The organism is Ruegeria sp. BF6, from assembly GCF_056538665.1.
Genome location: NZ_JBQFTN010000001.1, coordinates 259,425 through 281,740, shown reverse-complemented (window position 1 = coordinate 281,740; position 22,316 = coordinate 259,425). Strand labels below are relative to the sequence as shown.

Below are 22,316 nucleotides of genomic sequence, written 5' to 3'. Positions count from 1 at the left end.
CCCCTCACCGGCCGAGATGAAAGCCCGTCAGGGCTTGAAGAAACGCTTGTCCTCGGGCACCAAGGCCCCATGGCAAAGACGACTTTCTCCTGCTCGGCCTGTGGCGCGACACATTCGCGCTGGTCCGGGCGTTGCGACGGATGCGGTGAATGGAACACCATATCGCAGGACGTCCCCCTTTCCGCTGGCCCGGCCAAGAAATCTTTGGGCGGCAAACGCGGTCAATCCATCGCTCTCACCGACCTGTCGACCGAAGAAACGCCCCCGCCGCGTACCCTTTGCGGGGTCGAGGAACTGGATCGCGTGTTGGGCGGCGGACTCGTCCCCGCCTCTGCCCTGTTGGTGGGCGGAGACCCCGGGATCGGCAAGTCCACTCTGCTTTTACAGGCCGCTGCTCGGTTTTCCCGCGCGGGCGTTAAAACCATCTATGTTTCGGGCGAGGAAGCCAGTGCGCAGGTTCGCATGCGCGCGCGCCGTCTTGGTCTTGAGGATGCGCCGGTCCAACTGGCCGCCGAGACAAACCTGCGCAACATCCTGACGACGCTCGAAGCGGAAAAGCCCGGCCTGGCCATCATCGACTCGATTCAAACCATGTGGGCGGACAATGTGGACAGCGCCCCCGGCTCGGTGTCACAAGTCCGGGCCGCAGCGCATGAATTGACCACGTTTGCGAAACGACACGGTGTTTCGATCATCATGGTTGGTCACGTCACCAAGGAAGGCCAGATCGCAGGCCCTCGCGTGGTCGAGCATATGGTCGATACTGTGCTTTACTTCGAGGGCGAGCGCGGCCATCAGTTCCGCATCCTGCGCGCGGTCAAGAACCGCTTTGGCCCCGCAGATGAGATCGGCGTGTTCGAAATGACCGGCAAAGGGTTGGCCCAGGTGACCAACCCCTCGGCCCTGTTCCTGTCGGAACGCGGCACACCCAGCCCCGGATCGGCCGTGTTCGCAGGTATCGAAGGAACACGCCCTGTTTTGGTAGAATTACAAGCACTTGTGGCACCATCCCCTCATTCCCAACCCCGCCGTACCGTGGTCGGATGGGACAGTGGGCGGCTGGCCATGATCCTGGCCGTTCTTGAAGCCCGCTGCGGTATCCCTTTCGCAGGTCTCGATGTCTATCTGAACGTGGCCGGAGGGCTGAAAGTCAGCGAGCCCGCCGCCGACCTCGCTGTCGCTGCTGCCCTGCTAAGTGCCCGTGAAGACACAGCCCTGCCCGCAGATACTGTCGTTTTCGGAGAAATCTCGTTATCTGGGGCACTTAGACCGGCCCCACAGACAGAAAACAGGTTGAAAGAAGCCCAAAAACTTGGTTTCACATCGGCGATCGCTCCGGCGGGCGGCAAAACCGGCACTGTGGCAGGTCTGACACTCACCCGACCCTCTGATTTGGTGGGGTTTGTTGGCGAAACCTTCGGAGCAGGTTAAAGTAACGCCTTGAGGGGCAGAAAAAAATACAGGCGAGGGCCATGGAAGGTTTTACAATAATCGACGGGGTGGTTGCCCTGATCATCGTCGTGTCGGGCCTGCTGGCCTATTCGCGCGGGTTTTTACGTGAGGTATTGGCCATCGCGGGCTGGGTCGCGGCGGCTGTTCTGGCCTTCATTTTTGCACCCCAAGCCGTGCCGCTGGTGAAAGAGATCCCGGTTGTCGGAGATTTCCTGCGCGACAGCTGCGAATTGTCGGTGATCACCGGCTTTGCCGCAGTGTTTGCCATCGCGCTGATCGTGGTCAGCATCTTTACACCGCTGTTTTCGTCGATCGTTCAGCGTTCGGCCATTGGCGGGCTGGATCAGGCACTTGGCTTCTTCTTCGGCATCGCACGCGGCATCCTGTTGGTGGCCATCGCCTTCTTTGTCTATGACACCGTTATGACCGGTCAGTCTTACACGATCGTCGACGAAAGCCGCTCGGCCAAAGTTTTCGAACAATTCAGCGACCGGATCGAAGAACAAAACCCGGAACAGGCTCTGGGCTGGGTCACTCAGCAATATGAGGAGCTTGTGGCAAGCTGCAACGGTGGCACCGAGACTACGGAACAACCGGCGGCACCGGCCACCACCGAATAAGAAATATCGCCCGGCATTGTCCGGGCGTTGTTTTTTGCTGCTGCGCGGCAGGGTTTAGCTGACAAAACCCTCGCCCGAGCAGACTGTACATCTGATGGTTTTTAGACCGAAGCAGCCTTCGCAGCGACCCATTATAGGTTTGCCGTGTATATCGCGGCTCTTGAGGACCTCTCCCGCTCCATTGCAAATTGGGCAAGGCGCGCGTCCCATACCGCGGCATCGATGGCACCGGCGCTTTACAGGCTCTTCCTTTTTTTTTCCTTGCTTGTGTTGCCACATGGCGCTGCCCCAGTCGAACCGAGTTTTATGAAACTACTCATGACTTTCGTCATGACAGCACAAGCCTGCGCCCATGTCACCTTTTGAAGCCGTGACAGGCAAAATACACCCGCAGGAAACAACAATTGTGATCCTTTGATGACACAGGCCCCGTAAGGCATTATGTGGATGCCGAACTGACATGGAATCGGAGCCACCGATCTTGCTGACCCTGTTTACTTTCGCGCTCGCCCTCGTGACGATGACGCGTCTGCACCAACAGCCGGGATGGCGGCAAGGCGAACAGTTACACCCATGCAGATGTTCAGATCATCATCGCTAGTCAAAACGTCGTAGAAGTTGGAGCCCGTACATGTGTGGGATTTTGGGGATCGCAAGCAGGACGCATGATGTCTTTGCGGAAATCTATGACGGGCTGCTGATGCTGCAGCACCGGGGTCAGGACGCCTCGGGCATCGTCACTTATAACGGCGAGTTCTTCCGTGAGAAGAAAGCCAACGGCCTGGTCAAGGACGTGTTCAACGCGCAGGACGCCGAGACCCTGCTGGGCAAGATCGGGATGGGCCATGTGCGCTACCCCACCGCGGGATCGCTCAGCGCAGCCGAAGCGCAGCCATTTTTTGTGAACGCGCCTTACGGCATCTATCTGGTCCACAACGGCAACATCACCAACACCGCCGAACAGCGCGAGAAAGTGACCGCCAAATACAGCCGCCACCTACGCACGACATCGGATTCCGAGATCCTGCTGAACGTGCTGGCCGACAAAGTGGCCGATGCGATCAAGGTGAATGGCAATGCCGAGCCCATCCGCAATCTCTTTGCCGGCGTGAAGATGACGATGGAACGGGTTCAGGGTGCCTATTCGGTGATCTGTCTGGTTGCCGGTGTCGGCATGTTGGCCTTCCGCGACCCCTATGGCATTCGGCCGCTGTCCGTCGCCAAGCGCAACGTGGATGGCAAAGGTGACGACTATGCCTTTGCCTCGGAGGACGTGGCATTCGGTATCAACGGTTTTAAAAAATTGCGAGACGTCAAACCCGGTGAGGCGATCCTGATAGATCTGCAAGGGAACATGCACACGTTCCAGGCGGTCCAAGGGAAACTGACACCTTGTATCTTTGAGTATGTCTATCTGGCACGGCCTGACTCGCTGTTGGACGGTGTTTCGGTCTACAAGACCCAGATGCGCATGGGCCAGACACTGGCCCGGCAGATCGAGGACGCCGGGCTAGATATCGATCGTATCATTCCTGTGCCCGACAGCGCCCGTCCGGTCGCGCTGGAAGTCGCCAAGGCAATCGGCATCCCCTACCGCGAAGGTCTGGTCAAGAACCGCTATGTCGGACGGACCTTCATCATGCCCGGTCAGGAAGAGCGTCAGAAATCAGTGCGTCGCAAGCTGAACGCCGTGCCGCTGGAGTTCAAGGATCACAACGTGCTGCTGATCGACGACTCGATCGTGCGCGGCAACACGATCAAGAAGATCGTGCAGATGTGCCGCGAAGCCGGGGCGAAAAAAGTCTATATCGCCAGCGCCTCGCCGCCGGTGAAATTCCCCAATGTCTATGGCATCGACATGCCCACCAAGCATGAACTGGTCGCTCATGGCAAAGACATTGAAGAAATCAGGCAAGAGCTGGGGGCGGATGCCCTGTTCTACCAGAACCTCGAAGACCTGATCTGGGCCGCCAAGGAAGGCAACCCCGAGATCGAGGCTTTCGACTGCTCCTGTTTTGATGGCAACTACATCACCGGCAGTGTCAGCGACGACTACCTGGACAGTCTGGAGAACAGCAGCCGCGTCAGCAAAAAGCGCGAGGACATGCTGGTGCCCGGTGGGTCGTGGAACGGAGCGAAACTGGCTTCGGGATAAGTTCTAAAACCGAATCAATACAGCTTTCGGCCCGCCTCGCTGACGTGACGCGGGCCAATTTGTGCCCGGAATTCAGGTCCATGAGTGGGTTTTCGCGCACAACCCTTCGGTGAAGAAATTGCAATCGCAAGGGTTTCGGCGGGGTTGTGACGCCAGCCGCTTTCTCGTCCTTCGGTCAGGCTTTTAGTCGTGGCTCCGGTTTGCTAGGCCTCCGGCAACCAACCACTCATAACAAGGGGTCGGGCCACCGCGGTCAGGCCGGAATTAATGTCAAACGCAACCGTCACAAGTGCAGCCACGCAAAAGGGTGCGCTGAACAAAAGCTCTGTGTCCGTTCTGGGGGTCTTCGGGTCGAAATCGGATATGCGCGCGCTGGTGCGCATGTCTTCGGGGCGCGTGAAAGAGGTCAAACCGGGCAGCCGGGTCTCAACGGGCACAGTGGTCGCCATTGATGACAAAGGTGTGATGCTGCGACAAAGCGGCCAGACCAAGCGGATCGTTATACCCGGCAGCTAATCCTGCTTGACGCCCTTCGCGCAGGGGTTCAAACCGCTGTCATGACCGATCAGAGTAAAATTGCCCTCGTCACCGGGGCCTCTCGCGGGCTGGGCGCTGCCCTGGCTGAGGCACTGGCACCCGAATATCACATCGTCGCCGTTGCCCGCACCACCGGCGGGCTGGAAGAGCTGGATGATCGCATCCGCGCCAAAGGCGGCGCGGCGACGCTTGCGCCCATGGACATCGCTGATCCAAATGCCATGGCGACCCTGTGCCGGGGCATTCACGACCGTTGGGGCAAGGTGGACCTGTGGCTGCATACCGCAGTTCACACATCCGCCCTGACACCCACGCACTTCATCGACCCGAAGGAATGGACCAAAGCCGTCAACACCAACGCCACGGCCACGTCGGTCCTGATCCCCTATATCTCTCCCCTGTTGGGTGAGGCGGGCCACGCGGTGTTCTTCGACGATCCCAAAGCGGGTGAAAAATTCTATGGCATCTATGGTGCGACCAAGGCCGCTCAGTTGGCGCTTGCGCGCAGCTGGGCGCTGGAAACCGAACGGACCGGTCCACGCGTGACAATTGTCGAGCCCAAGCCGATGCCAACAGCTGTGCGCGCCCGGTTCCATCCCGGCGAGGATCGGGATGCGCTGACCAGCACGGCGGATGAGGCCGCGAGAATTCTGGCGTTACTGTAAGGAATGGCCTTTGGGCCATGCCTCCGGCGAAGGTTTTTTGGCCAGATGAAGCGGGCGGGTTACGCGATGTGAACGCCGTTGCGCCCGGCGAGATCGACAAAAAACTGCCAAGCCACGCGGCCCGAGCGTGCGCCGCGTGTAGCCTGCCATTCTATGGCTTCGGCGCGCAGGGTCTCGGGGGCGACGGACACTCCGTAGGCCGCGCAGTAGCGGTCGATCATGGCCAGATACTCGTCCTGATCGCAGGGATGGAAGCCCAGCCACAGGCCGAAGCGATCAGACAGTGAAACCTTTTCCTCAACCGCCTCGGACGGGTTGATGGCGCTTGAACGCTCGTTCTCGATCATGTCCCGCGGCATCAGGTGGCGGCGGTTCGAGGTGGCGTAAAAGACGACGTTTTCGGGGCGGCCTTCGATGCCGCCATCCAACACAGCCTTGAGCGATTTGTAGTGTTGATCATCGTGGCTGAACGACAGGTCATCGCAAAACAGGATAAATCGGTGTGGCGCGGCGCGCAGATGGTTCAGCAGGCGTGCGACCGAGCCCATGTCCTCGCGCTGCAGTTCGACCAGCTTCAAGTTCGGATGCTCGGCCTGTAGGGAGCCATGCACTGCTTTGACAAGGCTGGATTTCCCCATCCCGCGCGCGCCCCAGAGCAACGCATTGTTGGCCTTGAAACCAGCGGCGAAGCGGCGCGTGTTGTCCAGCAACGTATCGCGGGATCGGTTGATACCGACCAGCAGGTCCAGATCGACGCGGTTGACCTTCGTGACCGGTTCCAGCCGATCGGGCTCCACATGCCAGACAAAAGCCGGGGCTGCCGCAAAGTCCGGCGCAGCCAGAGGGGCTGGCGCCATACGTTCCAGCGCGTCGGCGATGCGGTTCAGGGCTTGATCGTCCATTGGGGCCTCCGGTCTTGTCTTGCGGGGTTCAAACCATGTTCCGCCCGGCACAACAAGAGCGCGGCACGAAAAAGGCGCGCCCCGAAGGACGCGCCTGATTGTTAGCAACCGACAGGATTACTTGCCGTCTTCTTCCAGAATGATCTCTTCGTCGGCCTCTTCTTCTTCGTCGTCATAGTAGCCGTCTGCGCGCAGTTGCTCTTCGCGCTTTTTCTCGACCCGAGCGACGAGGAAGATCGATACCTCATAGAGCCCGTAAACCACCACAAACAGGATGATCTGTGTGATCACGTCCGGCGGGGTCACCAGCGCGGCCAGCACCAGAATGGCGACCACAGCGTATTTGCGTACCGAGCCCAGCCCTTCGGCGGTAACCAGTCCCGCCTTGCCCATCAGGGTCAGCAGAACCGGCAGCTGGAAACACAGGCCAAAGGCCACAATGAACTTGATCGTCAGGTTGAGGTATTCCTGCGCCGAGCCCTGAAACACCACGCTCAGCGGAGCAGAGGTTGCGCCCTCGGTCACGGCTTCGCCTTCGGCTCCGAATTGCTGGAAGCCTAGGAAGAAGTCATAGGCCAGCGGCGTGACCACATAGAACGCAAAGCTCGCCCCCAGCAGGAACATGAAGGGTGAGGCCAGCATAAACGGCAAAAACGCGTTCTTCTCCGATTTGTACAAGCCCGGCGCCACAAACCGCCACATCTGCATTCCGATATACGGAAAGGCCAGAATGAAACCGCCCAGCAATGAGACCTTGATGGCTACGAAAAACCCTTCCTGCGGCGAGATGAAGATCAACCCGCAATCCTGTCCCCGTTCGGCCAGAACACTGCACAGGGGGTTAGTCAGGAAATTAAAGAGCGGCGTAGCCACTGTAAAACAGATGATCATACCGACCAGAAACGCCACGACGCAGTGAATCAACCGCGTACGCAGTTCCGCCAGGTGCTCGATCAGTGGGGCCGAGCTGTCCTCGATCTCGTCGGTTTTGGTCATGTCTTGCTTTCGGTTTTCAGCGCGGCTTCGGCCTCTTCAGCCTTGGCCAGCGCGTCAGCAGCTTCCTTGGCCTTGCGTTCGGCAGCGGCCCGCGCGGTCGAGGCCTGGATCTTCTTGGCCTGCTCGGCCCGTTCAACGGCCAGCTTGCCGGTCTCGCTGTCAGGGTCAAACTTGGTCGGGTCGATGCTTTTCGCCAGATCCTGCGCGGCCTCTTTCACGCCATCCATTGCAGTTCCGACAGGGTTGGTGGCCGCGTTGAGACCTTTCTTGATCTCATTCACGCCCGCCTGATCGGCGGCCTCGTTCATGGCGCTGGAGAACTCGCGCGCCATGCCACGCGCCTTGCCGACAAATCGCCCGACATTGCGGAACAGCACCGGCAGGTCCTTTGGCCCCACAACGATCAGGGCAACAACGCCGATGACCAGAAGCTCGGTCCAGCCCAGATCAAACATCTGGACTTAGGCCTTGTCTTTGTCGGTCTCAGGAGTGACGTCCTTGGCCACTTCGGCTGCGTCCTGCTCCAGCTCGTCCGCGCCTTCCTTGACGCCGCGCTTGAACGAGGTGATGCCCTTGCCCACTTCGCCCATCAACGAACTGATTTTGCCGCGGCCAAACAGCACCAGCACCACAACGGCGATCAGCAGAAGACCGGGAAGGCCGATATTGTTGAGCATGTCTCTTCTCCTTGTACGTCGGCGCCTCGCGCCGGGAATATTGTCTGGCCCCGTGTCTACGCCCACAAGCCCGCGCGCAAAAGTGACGCAAATCAATTCCGCGCCGAATTGTGAACGGATCGTACGTTTTTTACGGGCTGGCCTTCCTCAACTGACAGGTTTATGTCAGTTGTTGGTGGCTAGGAAGAGGGCATCGAAACCTGGTCAACGGAGATTAAAATGACCCATGTTGCAGAAATCGTCACTTTCACCCTCGCCAATGGCACAACGACGGAGGAGTTTGTGAGACTTAGTCAGGCGTCCGAGGCGTTCGTCCGTTCAGCCCCCGGATTTGCCCACCGTCAGCTGAGCCAGGGGGAAGATGGTCGCTGGACTGACTACGTCATCTGGACGGATATGAAGGCCGCGCATGACGCAGCAGCGCAATTCCCGCGGCAGGATTTTGCCCCGGCCCTTATGGCCGCGATCCAGCCAGACAGCGTACAGATGCGCCATGAGAATGTGCTATGGAACATGAAGGCCTAAACGCGGTTCGGACGGCGTGTCATGCGCCGTACTGACCGCCTTTTTGATATCATTCAGATCCTGCGCGACGGCAAACTGCACCGCGCGCAGGACATCGCGGACCGGCTCGAGGTGTCGGTCCGCACGATCTATCGCGACATGGATACGCTGGTCGCATCGGGCGTCCCGGTCGAAGGCGAGCGCGGCGTCGGCTACATGGTCCGCGAGCAAATCACCCTGCCCCCACTGAACCTGACCCCGGCGGAGCTGGAAGCTCTGAACCTCGGCATGGCAATCGTCGCCGAAGCTGCCGATCCGGACCTGAAAGCAGCAGCCGAGTCACTCGCCGACAAAATCGATGCGGTGCTGCCCACTCAGGTCGTGGCAGAGGCCGACACGTGGAAATTCGCCGTCTACCCCTTTGCCGACGCCGCGCGGGGGCTGGCGCATATGGCCCCGATCCGGGCCGCTATCAAATCACGCCAGAAACTGCGTTTGTCCTACCGCCGTATCGACGGTGTCCTGACGGAACGCACTATACGACCCCTACACATGGAATACTGGGGCCGTGTCTGGACCCTGACCGCCTGGTGCGAGTTGCGCGAGGGATTCCGAGTATTCCGAATCGACCTGATCGAAGCGGTCGAGCCTCTGCCTGAAATATTCGCCGACGAACCCGGCAAACGCCTGGACGACTTCGACCCACACACCTGACCCGTTCTTCATCTGGCCAATGATATACCCGCCCGCGGCATGGCCCGGAGCGGGTCCTTTCCGTCACTTCAAGTAAGGCTCAGGATCAACTGACTCGAATCCCTTGCGCACTTCAAAATGAACATAGGAGTTATCCCCACCGCGCAGGGACGCAATCTGCTGCCCTCGGCGCACGCGGTCGCCTTTCTTGACTGTTGCTTTATCGACATTCGCATAAACCGTCAGAAGATCGCTGTTGTGCTTGATCACGATGATCGGCACCTGATCGGCATCCGCGGTGATGGCTGCAACCGTTCCGGCCTCGGCCGCCTTTACGGCAGAGCCCGGTGAACCTGCGATATCGATCCCCTCGTTCTTGCCCTTTGCATAAGTCCGAATGATCGTCCCTGTGACCGGCAGGCCAAGGGCCGAGTTGCTCTGACTGGTCGGCGCTTCTGCGGTCACGTCAGGCGCAGGCACGGCCGGGGATATCTGCTCGTCCGGTAGAGGTTGCGTCGCGCTTGGCGGTGTCGGCGTGGGCGATCCCTGCCCCGGCTGCGTGACATTGGTGGCCGGCACAGCGGCCTGTTGCGGCGCTGGTTGGTTCTTGATCGGGATCAGCAGGAATTGATCTTCCCGTACTGTAAAGTCCGGCCCCAACCCGTTCCATTCTGCCAGTGAATCAATCGGCACATCATAGAGCCGCGCAATGGTATAGGCCGTCTCGCCCCGTTTGACCTTGTGGCGAACCGGCTCTGGCCCAGAGGCGACGGGCGGTGTCGGCGCCGGTGCCGCGACGGGTCGCGCAGGTTCCAGCGTCGATGTCCGAACCGAACCATCCGCCGGAGCCTCGTCAATCGCTGTTCCGGCAATAGTGGCGATATCCACCGTGCTGGCCGCACTGACGGTGCGCGGCAGAGCAATCACTTCGCCGTCACGCAATTGGTCTGCCGGTTGCAACCCGTTAAATCTGGCCAACTCGCCCGCTGGCAGACCGATACGCGCGGCGACATCACTGACCGTGTCGCCCCGGCGCGCGACGGCCACCTGGTAGTTAGGATAGGTAATCACTCCGCGCGCGTCGGGCGTTGGGCGATTAGCAGTCACGCCTCTCGCTGCGTCAGCGGTAGAAAATCCACCGACCTCCCCGCGAAGATCATAGTCGAACGGGCCCTCGCATCCGGCAAGGAACGCCACAACCGCAACCCCTGTCGCGCAGCGAAGCATCGCTGATTTGGAAACTGCTCTCATTTTACTGTCCTCAACGCCTGCCCCTGTTCTCCGGGGTTCCGGCGCTTTTGCAGAATATTTACTTACGCCCCGTCCCTGCCAAGCCCCTCCAACAGGGGCACGAAACGAACGGGCAACAATTCGTCATAGTTCAGACCGGTTTCGGTACGCCGGACCCGGATCAGGGTCTGAACCGCATCCGATTGTCCCACCGGCAACACCATGATACCGCCGATTTTGAGCTGCGCCAAGAGCGGCCCGGGCGGGTCTTCCGCCGCAGCGGTCACAATGATTCGATCAAACGGTGCCTGCTCGGACAAACCGAAAGAGCCGTCCGACAGCATCGCGGTGACATTGGTCAGCCCCAAATCGCGAAACAACTGCCCGGTTTCGCGCACCAGACGCTTGTGACGCTCCACCGTATAGACCCGTCGTGCCAGCTTGGACAGGATCGCAGCCTGATAGCCCGAGCCGGTTCCAACCTCTAGCACCGTATCCCGCGGGCTGACCTCAAGCGCCTGCGTCATCAACCCCACTACCGAGGGCTGGCTGATCGTCTGCCCACAGGCAATCGGCAACGGCGTGTCCTCATAGGCGCGTTCGGCAAACAGACCTTTGACGAACCGGCCCCGATCAATCTGCTCCATCGCCGCCAGCACGCGCGCATCCGTCACGCCCCGCGACCGCAGAGCGAACAGGAACTGCATTTTCGTTTCGGGATCCAGTCCGGTCATTCGATTGTCTTCAGTGCCTCAAGCGCATCATGCGCCGTCAGATCGGCCCGCATCGGCGTGACCGAGATATAGCCCGCCAGATTGACCGCCGCATCCGTACCTGGCGCGGTCGGGTTGTGCTGATAGCCGCCCTTGATCCACAGGAACCGCCGCCCTGAAGGCGAGCTGTGCGGTTCGACCGAGAAATGGGTATCGCGGCGATAGCCTTGCGGGGCCACACGCGTGCCCAACACTTCATCCGCAGGCACGGGAGGGAAATTTACGTTATAAAACAGCCGATAGTCGCCCTGCTCTGTCGGAGTCGCATGCAGGATTTTCCGCACCAGATCGGCACCAAATCGGGTCGCAGCCTCGAACGGGTCATCCAATCCCAGGTTGCGCGGGCCGAAGTACTGCGAAAGCGCGATGGCCGGGATGCCCTGCAAGGCGGCCTCCATCGCGCCACCGACGGTACCGGAATAGAGCGTGTTTTCCGCCGAGTTGTTGCCTCGATTCACCCCTGACAACACCAGATCAGGCCGTGCGTCCTTCATCACGTCATGCAGCCCGGCCAACACGCAATCGGCAGGCGAGCCTTCGGCGGCAAAGCGACGCTCGCCCAGCTTGGCAACCATCATCGGGTGGGTATAGCTGATGCAATGGCCGACACCCGATTGCTCGAAAGCAGGTGCGACCACCCACACCTCTCCATCCGGCCCGGCCAGATCGGCTGCAACCGCCTCCAATGCGATCAGGCCCGGAGCGTTGATGCCGTCATCATTGGTCAAAAGAATACGCATATGCCCCATCCACCGCTGCGTTTTGACCTTGATAGACCCGCCCTAGCGTGGCGGCAAGCAATGCGAACCCGCAATCTGCGGCTTTCGCGCACCACTTGGGCTCAAACTGTGATTTCAGACCCTAATCCGGGAAAACAAAGCACCGATCCCGGCGAACGGTCAACCACATGACCCGCCCCGGATTGGGCACAAAGACATTCGGCACGGTTGCCCGCAGGATCGAGCCATCATGATCCATCCGAAACTCCACCAGGCTTTCATTGCCCAGAAACCGCGCCCGCTCGACCACGCCGCGGGCGGCGACGCCGTCGGTCACCGTAGGCAAAGGTCCCTTGCCGTTGCGATCGAAATCCAGCCGGACGTGCTGAGGCCGAAAAACAATCTCGACATCCGTGCCGTCTGGTACGCCCGGCGCCAGGAACTGACCGAATGGAGTTTTTGTCAGGGCGCCTTCAACTCGACCACGTACCACGTTGACATCACTAAAAAATGCCACCGCAGCCTTGTCGACAGGACGGGTGTAAACGTTGTAAGGCGCACCTTGCTGCACGATCTTACCGCGCCGCATCAGGGCAATCTCATCAGCCATGCGCATCGCCTCTTCGGGCTCGTGCGTCACCAGTACAACAGCGGCGTCCTCTTCCTTGAGGATCGCCAAAGTCTCATCGCGTATACCGTCGCGCAAACGGTTATCGAGACCCGAGAACGGCTCGTCCATCAGCATGATACGCGGGCGCGGTGCCAGCGCGCGCGCCAATGCCACCCGTTGCTGTTCACCGCCGGAAAGGTGGTGCGGGAACTTGTCAATGAAATGGATCAGGTCGACCTTGCGCAGTAGTTCCTCGACACGAGCGCGCTTTTCCTCTTTGCGCCCCGTCAGGCCAAAGGCCACGTTGTCGGCGACGTTCAGATGTGGGAACAGCGCAAAATCCTGAAACATCAGCCCGATCTCGCGGCGCTCGGGCGGTACGCGAAAGACTGTGTCGCAGATCAGCTTGCCATCCACATAGATTTCACCAGACTCCTGCATCTCGACCCCCGCGATCATGCGCAGAGTGGTCGACTTGCCGCAGCCCGACGGCCCCAGCAAACAGGTTACCTTCCCCGCCTCAACGGTCAGAGAGACGTCGTCCACAACGACCCGCCCCTCGTACCGGGCGATCAGATTGCGGATTTCCAGACGAGGAGGAGTTGCGTCAACTGTCACCGATGGACCCCATTGCCTTTTCCCGATGAAATTCATCGGGCTTCAGGCGGGGATAGCAACCCCGCCCGTTAGGTGCAAGGGATCAGCAACACCCACCCGAGGGTGCCTCACCGGTGGCTTCGAACGGGCTTTCACCACCGCAACCTTCGAAGATGCCATAGTGGGTCGAGAAATCACCGATGAAGTCGAAATGCCGGGCAAAACGCGTGTTTTTCAGCATCATCCAGGTGTTGCCACAGACCGGAAACACCTTGCCAGCCTCAATCGCGTGGTGGTCGTCCAATTCGAACAGATGCAGCGCGTTGGGGATGGTGCCTTTGTAGATCACCGCCTGACCATAGTCCTCACATGCTGGTTCCAGTTCAGGCAGCTTGAACAGCCGATACGTGGCAGAGAGGAATTTCAGCGGCGCAACGCGCTGTTCCAGCACTGGGTTTTCGATGGTCAACGGGCGGTGCGTGACGCGGCGCGGATCGCCGAAACCTGCCCTGCGCGAGAGCGTCAGGAAATCGTTCCAATACAGTGCGCCAGACAAGCACTCGCCATACAGCACCTCATCCTCGGCCATTGCGGTCGGGATGCGGCGATCGGCATAGACGTCCGAGAAATACATCTCGCCGCCCTCTTTCAACAGGCGGTGCGCGCCCCGCAGGACAGCCTCTTTATCGGTGGCCAGATTGATCACGCAATTCGAAACGATGATATCAAAGGATCCGGGTTCCAGGTCCAATTCGTCCAGCTTTTCGATATAGCCGTGGTGGAATTCCACATTGCTGGTCGCGTGACCAAAGGCCTGCGCGTGATAATCCTGATGCGTGCGGGCAACGTCCAATTGCTCGGGCGTCATATCGACACCGACGACACGGCCGTTTTCACCCACCATCGCCGACAGGGCATAGACGTCACGGCCCGCACCGCAACCCAGATCGAGGATGCTCATACCTTCCAGATCCAGAGGCGCGATCAGGCCGCAGCCGTAGTAACGGGTCAGCACATCGTCATGGATTTGCGAGAGGATCTTTTTCACATGATCCGGCATGTCGTCGGGCGTGCAGCACGCATTGGTTTGCAGATCTGCGCTGCCTTGCAGCACCTCGCCATAGTAGTTCTGCACCGATTCATGCTTCATCGCGGCTATCCCTTTCCTTACTGGCTGCACCGCAGCTAATACAGCGTTGGCCCGCGTGCAATCCGCACCCATAGAATCTGACGAAAGCGTGAGACGACCGAGCTACTCCAGCAGGTCGAAATCGACACCTGTACGCACCTTCCCGTTCACCTGAATCTCAAGCCGGTGCGTACCCGGGACGAGCTTGAACGTGGTCGCGTTGCCCTTCAGCTTGTGCTTCTTGCTCAGTTTCAGCGTGCCATCCCGCAACGCAGCCTGCTTCAGCTTATGCACTTTCGCTGAGGTTTTACCTCCAGGCCTTTGGAAGTGAACGATATAATCCACTAAAACCGGAGGATTCCCGGCTCCGCTTAATGTCACTTCGAATTCCAGCGCCTCACCGATCCGGGCGTCACCGGTCACCTGTACGTCCGCCGTGACTTTGACATCCGGATCATAGCCCAACATTTTCATGGCGCCCGGGTGGCCAGATTTCACCAACCCCCGCAGAGTATGAGAGGTCATCCAGCGCAATTCATCCTTGCACTGTTGCTTTGCCGAGGCCCAGCTCTGCAATCGGGCCAGCACCAGATCAGGGTCTTTCTTGGAGATGTCGTTCAGGTGGTTCGCCACCGACCGCGTGACAAAGCGCGTCGGGTCCCCATGCAACCTGTCCAGCAAAGGCAGCGGGTCGGTCATGTTCAACCCAACCGCCTGCCCCCATGGCAGTCGCGGTCGTGTGCCTTCACTGACCAATCGGCGCACGTGATAGCTGTCATGGGCACACCATATCTCCATCCGCGCCAGCACCTGATCCGGGTAACGGTTGAGGAAGGGGCGGATGGCCCATTCCATCGAGAACCGCTGCGTCAGTTCTTCAAGTACATCCAGTGCCAGATCGGGATGATCCAACCCAACACTGACCACCCAATCTCCCAAAGGTGCAAAGATGAAATCGCCGAAATCATCATCAGTCTTGGTTGGGTCCAGCGGTGGTGGCAGCGCGCGCAGCAGGGTCAGCGCGATGTCAGGCAAGTCACCGGGCACGGCCTGTTGCAGGCATACAGCGATCCAGGACATGCGTTCTTTCAGTTCAAGCTCCAGCAGGCGGGACATGACGCGCGCCTGGAATGCCTCAACATCAAAGGACGGAACAGCCCCGGCAAAGAGCCCTGCCAGATAGCGGGTCTTTTCGGCATTGAATAACTGATCTTTTAGCGAAAAGTTCTCGGCCATCGTCACATCGTCAAGTTGGTCGCCCCGCCGTCCAACAGGATGTTCTGGCCTACGATGAAGCCAGCATGCTGCGAACACAGGAACGCACAGGTTGCACCAAATTCCTGCCGCGACCCATATCGCCGGACCGGAACCGTCGCCGCGCGGTTCGCGCGGGCTTCGTCAATTGAAATGCCCTGCTGCGCCGCGACACCGCCATCCAGCGAATCCGCGCGATCAGTGGCGTGAATACCCGGCAGCAGGTTGTTGATTGTCACACCATACGGCGCCACCTGTCGTGATGTCCCGGCCACATAACCGGTCAGCCCGGTGCGTGCCGCATTCGACAGGCCCAGCACCGCAATCGGCGCACGGACGGATTGCGAAGTGATGTTCACCACCCGGCCCCAGCCCTTGTCGGTCATCCCAGGCAACAGTGCCTTCATGAAGGCAATCGGCGTCAGCATGTTGGCGTCCAGCGCTTTGATGAAATCGTCACGCTCCCAGTCCGACCACTGGCCCGGCGGTGGGCCACCTGCATTTGTCACAAGAATATCAACGTCCCGAGCTGCATCGATCACCTGCGCCTGCCCCTCAGCCGAGGTCACATCACAAGCCACCGTCTGCACATCCACACCGTGTTCGGACCGCAAGCGTGCTGCTTCGGCCTCCAGCACTTCGGCCCCACGCGCATTCATCACCAGATTAACGCCCGCCTGCGCCAAAGCCTCGGCGCAGCCCAGACCCAGACCTTTGCTGCTGGCACAGACTAGGGCGCGTTTTCCCTGTATTCCCAGATCCATTCAGTCCTCCGCAATTTTTCTGCAAGCACGGAGTGCCTCCAAAGCCATCCGCATTTACCTGTCATATTCTTGATGTTGGCGCAAAAGCTCGCGCATTTCCGCCACTGCCATTAAGGTTGCTTGTGCAAGTCCTATCCACGAGCAGTCGCTGTCGCAACCAACAGGCAATGCCCAATTAAGTCGGTGGTTGGCTCTAAAAGCGTCAACAATTAACACTGCGAAATCTTCGCTCGGCCTCAGAACTCAAGCGATCAACCCTACACCCCTCGACCGGGAATCCCCGCTCTGACACCATCCCAAGGTGTTGCTTGGCAATATGAACGTCGTCCGGGGCAACAAACTGACCATCCGATACTAAATCCGACCCAATAAATGCAATGAGCGCTATAGCACGGTCTCGCGGTTCTGCATGGTTTGGAGAATGCACCAGAAAGACTACTTCGGTCTGCTTAGCCAGTTCCAGAAACTCAGGATCCTGAATGCCCCCCATAAGCGGAATCGGGCGCACACCGCCCGAAGGCGTCATACTTGCATTCTGTTCATCCGCGTTCTGTGCCGTCACTAGCGCACTGGAAAAAGCAAAAAAATCGCAAAAACAGATACATACGACTTCAATCTGATCCTCTCCATCTGTTGTTACCCGCATGCCCGGAAACGGCCAGAGGGAGACGACTAGATTTCAACGCCGATCAGTAAAAGAACTCCTCACGTACGATCTTGCCATTGGTAACGTGATAGACACCAACCTCTTTCATATCGAAGCTCTCACCTGTTTCCTTCACCTTGCCCTGAACCTCGAAGATCACGGCAAAGCGGTCATCGCCGTGCAGGTACGGGTCGCTAACCGTCGCTCCTGCGACTTCGTGGGCGCCTTCCCACCATTCGTGCTTGCCACGGATACCGTCGACACCGTGGGTCTCGCGCCCCACCCCGTCCATGTCCTGGGCTTCGACGGAAACGGCATCCGCCGCGTAGAGTTTCGGCAAGTTCTCTTTGGCGCGGTCCTCGCGACAACCGGCGACCAATTCGTCTGCGATTTCTTTCAAATTCATTGATACTCTCCATGTTTTGTTCACTATATGTTCTTATTGCCACAGCCATACGATTCGAACCAGCCCCTTTGTCTTGCCTCGGCAGGATTCCCCGCCTATACGCGCGAATATGCTTGATACTTCGAACCAACCCACCCTGCCGCCCGAGATCGCCCGGCGCCGGACATTCGCCATCATCTCGCACCCGGATGCGGGCAAGACGACTTTGACGGAAAAGTTCCTCTTGTACGGGGGCGCGATCCAGATGGCTGGTCAGGTGCGCGCCAAGGGTGAAGCGCGGCGGACGCGATCCGACTTCATGCAGATGGAGAAAGATCGGGGCATCTCGGTTTCCGCCTCGGCGATGTCGTTTGATTACGGCGATTTCCGGTTCAATCTGGTGGACACACCCGGTCACAGCGATTTCTCGGAAGATACTTATCGGACACTGACCGCCGTGGACGCCGCCGTCATGGTAATCGACGGTGCGAAAGGTGTGGAAAGCCAGACGCAAAAACTGTTCGAGGTCTGCCGCCTGCGTGATCTGCCGATCCTGACCTTCTGTAACAAGATGGACCGCGAAAGCCGCGATACGTTCGAGATCATCGACGAGATTCAGGAAATGCTGGCTATCGACGTCACGCCTGCCGCGTGGCCGATTGGCGTGGGCCGCGATTTCATTGGCTGCTACGACATGCTGCGCGACCGGCTGGAGCTGATGGACCGCGCCGACCGTAACAAGGTGGCCGAAAGCATCAAGATTGACGGTCTGGACGACCCAAAGCTTGCCGAGCACGTGCCCGAGCATCTGTTGGAAAAACTGCTGGAAGAGGTTGAGATGGCGCGCGAACTGCTGCCCAAACTCGATCCGCAAGCGGTACTTGAAGGGCACATGACCCCGATCTGGTTCGGGTCGGCAATCAACTCGTTCGGCGTAAAAGAGTTGATGGAAGGCATCGGAGCGTATGGTCCGCAGCCGCAGGTTCAGTCCGCTGAACCGCGTCAGATTTCACCGGATGAGAAAAAGGTCGCGGGTTTTGTCTTTAAGGTTCAAGCCAACATGGACCCCAAACACCGTGACCGGGTGGCCTTTGTCCGCATGGCTTCGGGGCACTTCAAGCGCGGCATGAAACTAACCCATGTGCGGTCGAAGAAGCCGATGGCGATTTCCAACCCGGTTCTGTTCCTGGCATCTGATCGCGAACTGGCCGAAGAGGCCTGGGCCGGCGACATCATCGGCATCCCCAACCACGGCCAGCTGCGCATCGGTGATACGCTGACCGAGGGTGAAGCGCTGCGCGTCACCGGCATTCCGTCATTCGCACCGGAACTGCTGCAAGGCGTCCGCGCGGGCGATCCTATGAAAGCCAAGCACCTAGAAAAAGCCCTGATGCAATTCGCCGAGGAAGGTGCCGCCAAGGTGTTCAAACCCTCGATCGGCTCGGGTTTTGTCGTCGGCGTTGTCGGCGCGTTGCAATTCGAAGTGCTCGCCAGCCGGATTGAGATGGAATATGGCCTGCCTGTCCGGTTCGAGGCGTCTCAGTTCACCTCGGCCCGCTGGGTCAGCGGCGAAAAGGCTGAGGTCGAAAAATTCGTCAACGCCAACAAGCAACATATCGCCCACGACCACGACGGTGACATCGTTTACCTGACCCGCCTGCAATGGGATATCGACCGGATTGTGCGGGACTATCCGGCGCTGAACCTGACGGCGACGAAAGAGATGATGACGTAATGCAACTCTCTGATTGCGCGGGCAAGTTTAGCCATGCCATCTTGCGTGAATGAGCAGCGAAGAATTGACCTATCCAGGCGGTTTGCCCCAAATGCTGGACCGGTTCGAGGGGCGGCGAGCCCCCTTCGATTTCGGTCCCGAGGCCTTGCCTCCTCTGGATGTGAAACTCGATGTGCTTGCGCTGCAAGTCGTGCATCAGAAAGCGACGCAGATCCCGCCCGACGGTCCGAGTACTTCCTGGGCGCGCAAACGCGCCCGGATCGCCACCGAATTCGTTGGGAATTCAGAGCTGGCCTTTCTCAACGCTCAGTTGGTATCGAACCTGCGTAAACGGTCGTACCCCCGACATGCCCCGTCGCTGTTTCAGCGCTTATGGTCCGAACAGTCCCGGCATCTACTGCTGGCTCTGGACTTGCGCTGGCAAGTCTCATCCATACAAACCTTCGCAGATCACGGCCAAACGGCCACCCAACGCGAGGTTGGTCAGGCATTGCGCATGCTTTTTGGCATGATGAAACTCTATGAATTCGAGCGCCTATTCTCAGGTTTCACACCAGAAACCCCGTTCCGGTTCAGACGCAAAGTTAATGCGCCTTTGCCTGTGGGCATGGAGTCATTTTCGCTTGAACATGGGGGGCTGGACATAAACCTGATCGCACCAGTTTGGGAAAAAGCCCTGACAGATCCAACGATTGCTCCATTGGCCAATCATCTGTTGCAATCCCTTAACAATGATCCGGGCGGGGTTTTGCGCAGGTTGAAAACCATGCGGGACACCCGCGCAGCCAAGACGTCTCGGGCATGACAAGCTGGGGTATTGTTTCAACGGTTCGGGGCTCTGCATCGGACATTCTACGCTTCGTGGCCTATCACCTCGATCTTGAGGTCGACCGGATGTATATCTATCTGGACGAGCCCAATCCCAAGGCGTTCAACGCGCTGAACCGTCATCCAAAGGTCGAAGTGCGCAATTGCGACGACGGGTTTTGGGCCTATCGACAACGCGAACGTCCAGACAAACACCAGATCCGTCAGACCGCCAACGCGACCTTTACCTATCGCAAGGCCGTTGAGGACTGGTTGGCTCACATCGATCTGGACGAGTTCTTCTGGCCGGACCGTCCGATTGCTCAGCTGTTGGCCAAGGTCCCGGATGACATCAACGTTGTTCGTGTCCGCCCCGACGAGGCTCTGGCCAGTGGCGAAGACCTGTACAAGGCCTACATCCCGTCCGGTCCGGACCGCGTGGACATCGTGCAAGCTCTGTATCCAAATTTCGGAGCCTTCGTGAAGGGCGGCTTTCTGAGCCATCTGCAAGGCAAAGTATTTGCACGCACAGGACTGCCCCAGATCAACTTCCGCATCCATAGCCTGTTTCAGAATGGCGAGAGGATGCCTTGCAGGACAGAATTGCCCGGTGTTGGTCTGTGTCACCGGCACGCCCCCGATTGGGACCATTGGCTGGCCCACTACCGGTTCAGGCTGGAACGCGGCTCGTACCAGAGGGGCATGTCGCCCAATGTCCCGCGCGAGCGTGGCGGCATGAACATGAATGAATTGCTCACTTGGATCGAGGCGGAAGAAGGCTGGGACGGACTGCGTGCTTTTTTCAATGAAATGAGCTGCGCGGACCCCGAAGGGCGGGCCCGACTGGAAGACCACGGCATGATCCTTCACCGGCCGCTGTATCTGGAAGATAAACTCAGGAAACACTTTCCCGGAAGTGTCTGAATTGTTGCGAGAAATCCGCACCGCTGGGCCTCAGAAAACCCTAAAGGGGTCTTCATTTGACCCCGATCAACGTTTTTGTTATGTCCCCCTCAAGCCGAAGTTCGCAATGACGCGTATGGCCATCCGGGCCCGGCAAACCTCTGACGCGCGGGCCAGGTAAGTGTCCGCAAAAACCGGACATACATGACAAAGTTTAACGAACTGAACCTGAACCCGAAGGTCCTCAAAGCCATTGAGGAAGCCGGATACGAAACCCCCACCCCAATCCAGGCCGGTGCGATTCCGCCTGCGCTTGAGGGAAAGGATGTTCTGGGGATCGCCCAGACCGGCACCGGCAAGACCGCCAGCTTTACCCTGCCGATGATCACGCTTCTGGCTCGTGGCCGCGCCCGTGCGCGGATGCCGCGCTCTCTGGTCCTGTGCCCGACGCGGGAACTGGCCGCGCAGGTGGCCGAGAATTTCGACACATACGCCAAAAATGTGAAACTGACCAAAGCGCTGTTGATCGGCGGTGTCAGCTTCAAGGAACAGGACGCCCTGATCGACCGTGGGGTCGACGTGCTGATCGCCACTCCGGGCCGACTGCTGGACCATTTCGAACGCGGCAAGCTGCTGCTGACCGGCGTTCAGATCATGGTGGTGGATGAGGCCGACCGGATGCTGGATATGGGCTTCATCCCTGACATCGAACGCATCTTCTCACTGACGCCGTTCACCCGCCAGACGCTGTTCTTCTCGGCCACCATGGCGTCTGAGATTGAGCGGATCACCGACACGTTCCTGTCCGCCCCGGCCCGGATCGAGGTTGCCCGTCAAGCCACCGCATCCGAGACCATCGAACAGGGCGTGGTCATGTTCAAAGGTGGCCGCCGCGACCGCGAAGCCAGTGCCAAGCGCAAGGTTCTGCGCGCGCTGATCGATGGCGAAGGCGACAAATGCACCAACGCGATCATATTCTGCAACCGTAAGACGGATGTGGATATCTGCGCCAAATCGTTAAAGAAATACGGCTACAATGCCGCCGCCATCCATGGTGATCTGGACCAATCGCAACGGATGAAAACGCTGGACGGATTCCGCGATGGCTCTCTGCGCCTGCTGGTTGCCTCGGATGTGGCCGCGCGCGGGCTGGACATTCCGTCGGTCAGCCACGTGTTCAACTTCGACGTGCCTGGCCATGCCGAAGATTACGTTCACCGCATCGGCCGTACTGGCCGTGCCGGGCGTGAGGGCAAGGCAATCACAATCTGCTCTGGCCGGGACGAAAAGGCCCTGGATGCGATCGAAAAACTGATCCAGAAAGATATCCCGCGACTTGATAATCCCGTCAAGGAAGAGCCGAAGGACGAAAAACCGAAGCCTGAGAAAAGATCCAGATCTTCGGACGAGAAAAAGAGCGACAGCAAGAAAGGCGACCGCAAGAAGGACAAAGAGTCCAAGGGTCGCGGTCGCCGCGATGACAACAGCCCCGCCATCGTGGGCATGGGGGATCACTTGCCCAGTTTTATAGCGCTGAGCTTTGATGAACGCCGCGCTGGCTAG

At 59.1% G+C, this 22,316-nt stretch carries 24 protein-coding genes; 11 read left to right on the top strand and 13 right to left on the bottom strand.

Translation table 11 applies throughout. From position 1 onward, the window contains the following. Window positions 1-69 precede the first annotated feature (69 nt). The 5 genes from radA to ACR0IM_RS01425 all read left to right on the top strand — a co-directional run bounded on the left by radA (window position 70) and on the right by ACR0IM_RS01425 (window position 5,429). Window positions 70-1,431: a DNA repair protein RadA gene (gene radA, locus ACR0IM_RS01445; RefSeq protein ID WP_480640256.1), complete on the top strand. Its 1,362-nt coding sequence runs from the start codon at window positions 70-72 to the stop codon at window positions 1,429-1,431. A gap of 41 nt (window positions 1,432-1,472) precedes the next feature. Further along, window positions 1,473-2,072 carry a CvpA family protein gene (locus tag ACR0IM_RS01440; RefSeq protein WP_480680609.1) on the top strand — a complete coding sequence of 200 codons (600 nt, stop codon included), beginning with the start codon at window positions 1,473-1,475 and terminating at the stop codon, window positions 2,070-2,072. A 631-nt stretch (window positions 2,073-2,703) separates the two neighbouring features. After that, window positions 2,704-4,227 carry an amidophosphoribosyltransferase gene (purF, locus tag ACR0IM_RS01435; RefSeq protein WP_480589364.1) on the top strand — a complete coding sequence of 508 codons (1,524 nt, stop codon included), beginning with the start codon at window positions 2,704-2,706 and terminating at the stop codon, window positions 4,225-4,227. Between the two features lie 267 nt (window positions 4,228-4,494). Continuing rightward, entirely contained in the window at window positions 4,495-4,743 is a 249-nt protein-coding gene (locus tag ACR0IM_RS01430) for a hypothetical protein (protein WP_480589366.1), read from the top strand. A 41-nt stretch (window positions 4,744-4,784) separates the two neighbouring features. Continuing rightward, window positions 4,785-5,429: an SDR family NAD(P)-dependent oxidoreductase gene (locus ACR0IM_RS01425; protein WP_480589367.1), complete on the top strand. Its 645-nt coding sequence runs from the start codon at window positions 4,785-4,787 to the stop codon at window positions 5,427-5,429. A gap of 59 nt (window positions 5,430-5,488) precedes the next feature. Here the strand turns inward: ACR0IM_RS01425 and ACR0IM_RS01420 are convergent, their stop codons facing one another. The 4 genes from ACR0IM_RS01420 to ACR0IM_RS01405 form a co-directional block, all read right to left on the bottom strand. Next, window positions 5,489-6,331 carry an ATP-binding protein gene (locus tag ACR0IM_RS01420; RefSeq protein WP_480680608.1) on the bottom strand — a complete coding sequence of 281 codons (843 nt, stop codon included), beginning with the start codon at window positions 6,329-6,331 and terminating at the stop codon, window positions 5,489-5,491. 117 nt (window positions 6,332-6,448) lie between these two features. Beyond that, on the bottom strand, window positions 6,449-7,327 hold the full coding sequence (gene tatC / locus ACR0IM_RS01415) for a twin-arginine translocase subunit TatC (protein ID WP_170399418.1): 879 nt from the start codon (window positions 7,325-7,327) through the stop codon (window positions 6,449-6,451). After that, complete coding sequence (gene tatB, locus ACR0IM_RS01410) at window positions 7,324-7,782, bottom strand: Sec-independent protein translocase protein TatB (RefSeq protein ID WP_480680607.1); 459 nt, start codon at window positions 7,780-7,782, stop codon at window positions 7,324-7,326. Before tatB ends, tatC begins: the two co-directional genes overlap by 4 nt. Window positions 7,783-7,788: 6 nt before the next feature. Further along, complete coding sequence (locus tag ACR0IM_RS01405; protein ID WP_170325152.1) at window positions 7,789-8,004, bottom strand: twin-arginine translocase TatA/TatE family subunit; 216 nt, start codon at window positions 8,002-8,004, stop codon at window positions 7,789-7,791. 219 nt (window positions 8,005-8,223) lie between these two features. Between ACR0IM_RS01405 and ACR0IM_RS01400 the strand changes: the two genes are divergently transcribed. Both ACR0IM_RS01400 and ACR0IM_RS01395 read left to right on the top strand, forming a co-directional pair. Beyond that, the gene (locus tag ACR0IM_RS01400; protein ID WP_480680606.1) at window positions 8,224-8,529 is read left to right on the top strand and encodes a hypothetical protein; all 306 of its coding nucleotides are present in this window, start codon (window positions 8,224-8,226) and stop codon (window positions 8,527-8,529) included. 21 nt (window positions 8,530-8,550) lie between these two features. Continuing rightward, the gene (locus tag ACR0IM_RS01395; RefSeq protein ID WP_480589372.1) at window positions 8,551-9,222 is read left to right on the top strand and encodes a helix-turn-helix transcriptional regulator; all 672 of its coding nucleotides are present in this window, start codon (window positions 8,551-8,553) and stop codon (window positions 9,220-9,222) included. A gap of 63 nt (window positions 9,223-9,285) precedes the next feature. On the opposite strand, the gene ACR0IM_RS01390 is transcribed toward ACR0IM_RS01395, so the two are convergent. The 9 genes from ACR0IM_RS01390 to ACR0IM_RS01350 all read right to left on the bottom strand — a co-directional run bounded on the left by ACR0IM_RS01390 (window position 9,286) and on the right by ACR0IM_RS01350 (window position 17,329). After that, window positions 9,286-10,452, bottom strand: coding sequence for a peptidoglycan DD-metalloendopeptidase family protein (locus tag ACR0IM_RS01390; RefSeq protein ID WP_480589374.1), 1,167 nt, complete (start codon window positions 10,450-10,452; stop codon window positions 9,286-9,288). 62 nt (window positions 10,453-10,514) lie between these two features. After that, on the bottom strand, window positions 10,515-11,165 hold the full coding sequence (locus ACR0IM_RS01385; protein WP_480680605.1) for a protein-L-isoaspartate(D-aspartate) O-methyltransferase: 651 nt from the start codon (window positions 11,163-11,165) through the stop codon (window positions 10,515-10,517). Continuing rightward, entirely contained in the window at window positions 11,162-11,944 is a 783-nt protein-coding gene (gene surE, locus ACR0IM_RS01380) for a 5'/3'-nucleotidase SurE (protein ID WP_480640250.1), read from the bottom strand. The genes ACR0IM_RS01385 and surE overlap by 4 nt, the downstream gene beginning before the upstream one ends. A gap of 121 nt (window positions 11,945-12,065) precedes the next feature. Next, window positions 12,066-13,187 (bottom strand): ABC transporter ATP-binding protein, encoded by a 1,122-nt coding sequence (locus tag ACR0IM_RS01375; protein WP_480589377.1) that lies wholly within the window; start codon window positions 13,185-13,187, stop codon window positions 12,066-12,068. Window positions 13,188-13,233: 46 nt separating this feature from the next. Further along, window positions 13,234-14,280, bottom strand: a complete 1,047-nt coding sequence (locus tag ACR0IM_RS01370) for a methyltransferase domain-containing protein (RefSeq protein WP_480640248.1) — start codon at window positions 14,278-14,280, stop codon at window positions 13,234-13,236. A gap of 102 nt (window positions 14,281-14,382) precedes the next feature. Beyond that, window positions 14,383-15,495 (bottom strand): DNA alkylation repair protein, encoded by a 1,113-nt coding sequence (locus ACR0IM_RS01365; RefSeq protein ID WP_480640247.1) that lies wholly within the window; start codon window positions 15,493-15,495, stop codon window positions 14,383-14,385. Window positions 15,496-15,497: 2 nt separating this feature from the next. Beyond that, on the bottom strand, window positions 15,498-16,277 hold the full coding sequence (locus ACR0IM_RS01360; RefSeq protein WP_480640246.1) for an SDR family oxidoreductase: 780 nt from the start codon (window positions 16,275-16,277) through the stop codon (window positions 15,498-15,500). Window positions 16,278-16,479: 202 nt separating this feature from the next. Continuing rightward, entirely contained in the window at window positions 16,480-16,923 is a 444-nt protein-coding gene (locus tag ACR0IM_RS01355; protein ID WP_480680604.1) for a hypothetical protein, read from the bottom strand. 43 nt (window positions 16,924-16,966) lie between these two features. Beyond that, complete coding sequence (locus tag ACR0IM_RS01350) at window positions 16,967-17,329, bottom strand: SnoaL-like domain-containing protein (RefSeq protein WP_480680603.1); 363 nt, start codon at window positions 17,327-17,329, stop codon at window positions 16,967-16,969. A 109-nt stretch (window positions 17,330-17,438) separates the two neighbouring features. Between ACR0IM_RS01350 and ACR0IM_RS01345 the strand changes: the two genes are divergently transcribed. The 4 genes from ACR0IM_RS01345 (at window position 17,439) to ACR0IM_RS01330 (ending at window position 22,316) form a co-directional block, all read left to right on the top strand. Continuing rightward, entirely contained in the window at window positions 17,439-19,043 is a 1,605-nt protein-coding gene (locus ACR0IM_RS01345) for a peptide chain release factor 3 (protein WP_480589385.1), read from the top strand. 49 nt (window positions 19,044-19,092) lie between these two features. Then, window positions 19,093-19,848 (top strand): hypothetical protein, encoded by a 756-nt coding sequence (locus ACR0IM_RS01340; RefSeq protein ID WP_480680602.1) that lies wholly within the window; start codon window positions 19,093-19,095, stop codon window positions 19,846-19,848. Next, the gene (locus ACR0IM_RS01335) at window positions 19,845-20,774 is read left to right on the top strand and encodes a glycosyltransferase family 2 protein (RefSeq protein WP_480589388.1); all 930 of its coding nucleotides are present in this window, start codon (window positions 19,845-19,847) and stop codon (window positions 20,772-20,774) included. Before ACR0IM_RS01340 ends, ACR0IM_RS01335 begins: the two co-directional genes overlap by 4 nt. A gap of 183 nt (window positions 20,775-20,957) precedes the next feature. Beyond that, window positions 20,958-22,316: a DEAD/DEAH box helicase gene (locus ACR0IM_RS01330; RefSeq protein WP_480680601.1), complete on the top strand. Its 1,359-nt coding sequence runs from the start codon at window positions 20,958-20,960 to the stop codon at window positions 22,314-22,316.

Bases quoted from the DNA above. Each gene is read 5' to 3' on its own strand.
- ACR0IM_RS01330 (WP_480680601.1), top strand. From the start codon at position 20,958: ATGACAAAGTTTAACGAACTGAACCTGAACCCGAAGGTCCTCAAAGCC.
- ACR0IM_RS01385 (WP_480680605.1), bottom strand. From the start codon at position 11,165: ATGACCGGACTGGATCCCGAAACGAAAATGCAGTTCCTGTTCGCTCTG.
- ACR0IM_RS01375 (WP_480589377.1), bottom strand. From the start codon at position 13,187: ATGAATTTCATCGGGAAAAGGCAATGGGGTCCATCGGTGACAGTTGAC.
- tatB (WP_480680607.1), bottom strand. From the start codon at position 7,782: ATGTTTGATCTGGGCTGGACCGAGCTTCTGGTCATCGGCGTTGTTGCC.
- surE (WP_480640250.1), bottom strand. From the start codon at position 11,944: ATGCGTATTCTTTTGACCAATGATGACGGCATCAACGCTCCGGGCCTG.
- ACR0IM_RS01390 (WP_480589374.1), bottom strand. From the start codon at position 10,452: ATGAGAGCAGTTTCCAAATCAGCGATGCTTCGCTGCGCGACAGGGGTT.
- ACR0IM_RS01395 (WP_480589372.1), top strand. From the start codon at position 8,551: ATGCGCCGTACTGACCGCCTTTTTGATATCATTCAGATCCTGCGCGAC.
- purF (WP_480589364.1), top strand. From the start codon at position 2,704: ATGTGTGGGATTTTGGGGATCGCAAGCAGGACGCATGATGTCTTTGCG.
- ACR0IM_RS01405 (WP_170325152.1), bottom strand. From the start codon at position 8,004: ATGCTCAACAATATCGGCCTTCCCGGTCTTCTGCTGATCGCCGTTGTG.
- ACR0IM_RS01340 (WP_480680602.1), top strand. From the start codon at position 19,093: ATGAGCAGCGAAGAATTGACCTATCCAGGCGGTTTGCCCCAAATGCTG.
- ACR0IM_RS01335 (WP_480589388.1), top strand. From the start codon at position 19,845: ATGACAAGCTGGGGTATTGTTTCAACGGTTCGGGGCTCTGCATCGGAC.
- ACR0IM_RS01360 (WP_480640246.1), bottom strand. From the start codon at position 16,277: ATGGATCTGGGAATACAGGGAAAACGCGCCCTAGTCTGTGCCAGCAGC.
- ACR0IM_RS01355 (WP_480680604.1), bottom strand. From the start codon at position 16,923: ATGCGGGTAACAACAGATGGAGAGGATCAGATTGAAGTCGTATGTATC.
- ACR0IM_RS01345 (WP_480589385.1), top strand. From the start codon at position 17,439: ATGCTTGATACTTCGAACCAACCCACCCTGCCGCCCGAGATCGCCCGG.
- ACR0IM_RS01430 (WP_480589366.1), top strand. From the start codon at position 4,495: ATGTCAAACGCAACCGTCACAAGTGCAGCCACGCAAAAGGGTGCGCTG.
- ACR0IM_RS01365 (WP_480640247.1), bottom strand. From the start codon at position 15,495: ATGGCCGAGAACTTTTCGCTAAAAGATCAGTTATTCAATGCCGAAAAG.
- ACR0IM_RS01425 (WP_480589367.1), top strand. From the start codon at position 4,785: ATGACCGATCAGAGTAAAATTGCCCTCGTCACCGGGGCCTCTCGCGGG.
- ACR0IM_RS01370 (WP_480640248.1), bottom strand. From the start codon at position 14,280: ATGAAGCATGAATCGGTGCAGAACTACTATGGCGAGGTGCTGCAAGGC.
- ACR0IM_RS01350 (WP_480680603.1), bottom strand. From the start codon at position 17,329: ATGAATTTGAAAGAAATCGCAGACGAATTGGTCGCCGGTTGTCGCGAG.
- ACR0IM_RS01400 (WP_480680606.1), top strand. From the start codon at position 8,224: ATGACCCATGTTGCAGAAATCGTCACTTTCACCCTCGCCAATGGCACA.
- tatC (WP_170399418.1), bottom strand. From the start codon at position 7,327: ATGACCAAAACCGACGAGATCGAGGACAGCTCGGCCCCACTGATCGAG.
- radA (WP_480640256.1), top strand. From the start codon at position 70: ATGGCAAAGACGACTTTCTCCTGCTCGGCCTGTGGCGCGACACATTCG.
- ACR0IM_RS01420 (WP_480680608.1), bottom strand. From the start codon at position 6,331: ATGGACGATCAAGCCCTGAACCGCATCGCCGACGCGCTGGAACGTATG.
- ACR0IM_RS01440 (WP_480680609.1), top strand. From the start codon at position 1,473: ATGGAAGGTTTTACAATAATCGACGGGGTGGTTGCCCTGATCATCGTC.